Annotated in this window: 7 protein-coding genes and 1 pseudogene; all 8 read right to left on the minus strand. The window is 52.8% G+C overall.

The genetic code is table 11. The annotated features are described in order from the left end of the window. Positions 1-234 (minus strand): annotated as a pseudogene (locus DFR77_RS12500) (hypothetical protein); the annotation flags it as partial. Between the two features lie 110 nt (positions 235-344). Next, positions 345-560, minus strand: coding sequence for a hypothetical protein (locus tag DFR77_RS12505; protein ID WP_003691538.1), 216 nt, complete (start codon positions 558-560; stop codon positions 345-347). Between the two features lie 51 nt (positions 561-611). Continuing rightward, a complete protein-coding gene (locus DFR77_RS12510) occupies positions 612-1,103 on the minus strand; it encodes a siphovirus Gp157 family protein (protein WP_113852160.1) in 492 nt (163 codons plus the stop codon). Next, a complete protein-coding gene (locus tag DFR77_RS12515) occupies positions 1,100-1,282 on the minus strand; it encodes a hypothetical protein (protein ID WP_003691535.1) in 183 nt (60 codons plus the stop codon). The genes DFR77_RS12510 and DFR77_RS12515 overlap by 4 nt, the downstream gene beginning before the upstream one ends. Positions 1,283-1,421: 139 nt before the next feature. Further along, positions 1,422-2,108, minus strand: a complete 687-nt coding sequence (locus tag DFR77_RS12520; RefSeq protein ID WP_113852161.1) for a phage replication initiation protein, NGO0469 family — start codon at positions 2,106-2,108, stop codon at positions 1,422-1,424. A gap of 68 nt (positions 2,109-2,176) precedes the next feature. Next, complete coding sequence (locus DFR77_RS12525) at positions 2,177-2,338, minus strand: hypothetical protein (protein WP_003693867.1); 162 nt, start codon at positions 2,336-2,338, stop codon at positions 2,177-2,179. After that, complete coding sequence (locus DFR77_RS12530) at positions 2,335-2,610, minus strand: NGO1622 family putative holin (protein WP_113852162.1); 276 nt, start codon at positions 2,608-2,610, stop codon at positions 2,335-2,337. Before DFR77_RS12530 ends, DFR77_RS12525 begins: the two co-directional genes overlap by 4 nt. A 152-nt stretch (positions 2,611-2,762) precedes the next feature. After that, the coding region (locus DFR77_RS12535) for a hypothetical protein (RefSeq protein ID WP_113852163.1) at positions 2,763-3,032 on the minus strand (270 nt) is incomplete at its 5' end.

A 3,032-nucleotide genomic window follows, 5' to 3' on the forward strand; every position in this document is an offset into this window, starting at 1 on the left:
CAGCCGCATCATGATGCCGCACGTCAGGGCTTCGTCTTCCGATACCTTTGCGCCCGACAACATCCGGGCGATGTTTTCTTTTTGCGCTTTTGACCGGGCGGACAGCCGGTTCCGGTCAACGTTTCTGACCGTCCCGGCGCGTTTGACGGCGCGTTCCTGCCGCGTTGATTCCTTCGCCGCGCGTTTGGCGGCAAGCATCTGTTTTGCCGTCGGTTTTGTTGCTACTGTTTGCATTTTGTTTTCTCGATTTTTTGATGCCGTTCTCTCAATGCCCAATCATAAAGCTGTATCTCTCACGAGGTCGCCGAATTTAAATTGATAGTTCATGTCTTGTTCCATTAATATCAAACGCAATCTTCAAACACCTCAATTACATTTTTTAAATCGCTAATACCATAATTTATTACATCCTTTAGAAATTCCAAAGAGGTATCCGCTTCGTCTGCTTTATCCCTAATTTCGTCTATATAACCCTCTAACGATTCAGGCTCTTTTAATGCTTCTTTGCATAAGTTATCTATTACCCTTAATGCGTTTTTTACATCTTCCAAATAGCTCATTTTTTGCTCCTTAACTCAAAATGGGATGCTGTCGTCAACATCTTCTACGGTTTATCTAATCTGCAAATTCTGACGCTCTTCAATCTTCGCGCCTGCTACTTGCCGACCGCTTTCAATCGCTTTTCTGATGGCGGTTTTGTCCGGTTCGGTTTTGACGGCCTCACGCATAAATTCGGCAGGGATTTGTGCTTCGTCTAAGATCACGACGGCTTCGGATTTGCGGAACGAGGCTTTAAAAGTGCCGTCGTCCGCTTTGATTTCGGTAATGCCCGCCGCCTGCATATTTCGTGCCAAGTAGTCTTTCAGGCTTTGATTCCGCGCTTTTGCCGCCTTGAGCTTCCCGGTCATCTGCCTGATGTGTTCATCAAGCATTTTTTCCGTGATTTCTTGGTTTTTAATATAAGCGATAACGGATTGCGCTTTGACCTCGAACTGCCCGATAACGGCTTCCAGCGTGCCTTCGCGCTCGGTTTCGCTGTCAAAGTAGTAATCCAGCGCCGCCTGTACGTCTGCCGCGCACCGGTAGAGTGTGAGGGCGGTCATTGTGCCCCTCCCTCATATTCGGCAACCGCTTCGCCAAGCGCGGCGTGTATGGCGTATGCCTGTTCGATGTTGATGAATAGGTCGTCGCTGCCGATGGTGATGTTGATGTATCCCTGTTCGGGATTGGCGGCGGCGCCAATGGTTTTCCCGTCCCATTGGGTCAGGTCGATGTTTGCCATTTTTTTATTTCCTTTCTCTGTTGCCGTCCGAAGCAGTTGCAAACTAAAAATCGACTACTGCTTCAGAGTGCGGAGCCCGCCCGTAGGGCGCGGCGTTTGTTTGCGGTTTTCCGTCCGGTTTTACGCCCTGACGGCGGGCTTAATTAAAAGGGATGTCGTCCTCGATGTCTTCGGCAGGCGCGGCATTGCCTTGGGGGTGTTCCGGCCGCCCTTCCGCCGCTTGGGCCTGTTTCTGCGGCGGCGCCGGCGGTTGGCGGCCGTTTACGGCTTCGGCATATTCCGGGCTTTTGGCAATCTGCTCCCTCAGTTTCTCGTTCAGGAGGCCGTAATTCGCCCAATCGGGGTCTGACAGGTCGAAGGCAAAAACGGCGTTGTCCGGCTGTTTCGGGGTGTAGCTCTTCATCTTGTTGCTGATGGCGGAAATGTTGGCATAGGTGGTTTTGCCGTCGCTGCTTTCTTGGTGGGCGATACTCAACAGGCAGGGCTTGCCCAAAATATTGCGCAAATCGAAGTTGTCGCGTTCTTCCGGTGTAAAGTCCCTTCCGCGCCAGCTTTTGAGGTCTGTTGCCAGTTGGCTTTTGCTGTGCAGGCTGGCGGTGTATCGGCGGCTGATGAGGTAGGGCCTGCCGTCCGACATCAGCATTTCCGGATCGCCTTCAGGGTCGATTTCCCACTGCACTAAAATTTTGTGCTGCCGCTTTTGTTCGTTTTGGTACTCGACAAGCTGCGTACCCAAATCGATGATGCGGATGCAGGTGGCGTGATGGCTGCCTGCCGGGCATGGTTTGAAATTGCTTTCGTCTTTCACACTTAAAATCAATGACATTTTCGGTCTCCTGTTAAAGGTCGTTTCGTCTATCGGTCTCGCGCTGTTTTATGCCTTGCGCGGCGGCGTTATCTGATAATGCTTTTAATGTGGCCTTCTGCCTGTTTTTCGGTCATCCGCCGTGTTTCGGCGGTTTCCGGGCTTTGCCGGTATTTGATTTCTTCGGGGCTTGGTCCGTACGGCTCTGTTTCTCCGCCGCCGTTATAAGCGGTTTCGGGATGGAAGCTCATTCTTTACCCTCCGGCACTTCCGCATCGCCGTGCACCCGCCGGCAACCGGCTTCTTCCCCCGCATTCAGATGCCGCTCTTCCAGCCAGATCTCGGCGCTCAATTCGTCAACTTCCGCCTGCTTTTGAGCCAACGCCATGCGCATTGCCGCAATATCGGCGGGTTTTCCCTTTGCCGTACGGCTTCCGCCTCCCTTGGCGAATCCGAAGGCATAGCCCGCCGCCAATACCGCCGCCAATACCGCCAACTTAAACGCAATATTCCTTGTCTTCATTTCTATTTCCTTAATTTAAAAGGTTTTAATTGCGCACCGCGTCCGCTAAGGATGGTACAGACCGTGCGCCGTCGGGGTTATTTGCGGCTAAAATCTACAAAAACCGCCGCCGTGCCCACTCCCCGGCTGACGGCGCGGCATTCCTATGCCCGCTATGAATTTGCCAGCCTGCCGATGTTCTCCGCCAGCGCGAACCATTCCCGCTCGTCTATGGCGTAGTTCATCGCGGCTTCGGTATCTTTACCGATACGGGAAGCATCTTCCGTAAGGTACGTTTCCCAATCCTCCTGGCTGTAAGGTTCGCCGTCCGCATCGCGGACAAACTCCCGCGCCGATTTTTTGGCAATCTCAATCAACCCGGATTCGTGCAGGATTCGGTTTTCCGCCTCCCAACCGTCCAAAGCCTGCCGCATATCCTCCCG

It is taken from the genome of Neisseria gonorrhoeae (assembly GCF_003315235.1).
Classification (GTDB): Bacteria; Pseudomonadota; Gammaproteobacteria; order Burkholderiales; family Neisseriaceae; genus Neisseria; species Neisseria gonorrhoeae.

Excerpts from the sequence above, each read along its gene's own strand:
- DFR77_RS12505 (WP_003691538.1), bottom strand. The coding sequence starts at position 560 with ATGAGCTATTTGGAAGATGTAAAAAACGCATTAAGGGTAATAGATAAC.
- DFR77_RS12510 (WP_113852160.1), bottom strand. The coding sequence starts at position 1,103 with ATGACCGCCCTCACACTCTACCGGTGCGCGGCAGACGTACAGGCGGCG.
- DFR77_RS12515 (WP_003691535.1), bottom strand. The coding sequence starts at position 1,282 with ATGGCAAACATCGACCTGACCCAATGGGACGGGAAAACCATTGGCGCC.
- DFR77_RS12520 (WP_113852161.1), bottom strand. The coding sequence starts at position 2,108 with ATGTCATTGATTTTAAGTGTGAAAGACGAAAGCAATTTCAAACCATGC.
- DFR77_RS12525 (WP_003693867.1), bottom strand. The coding sequence starts at position 2,338 with ATGAGCTTCCATCCCGAAACCGCTTATAACGGCGGCGGAGAAACAGAG.
- DFR77_RS12530 (WP_113852162.1), bottom strand. The coding sequence starts at position 2,610 with ATGAAGACAAGGAATATTGCGTTTAAGTTGGCGGTATTGGCGGCGGTA.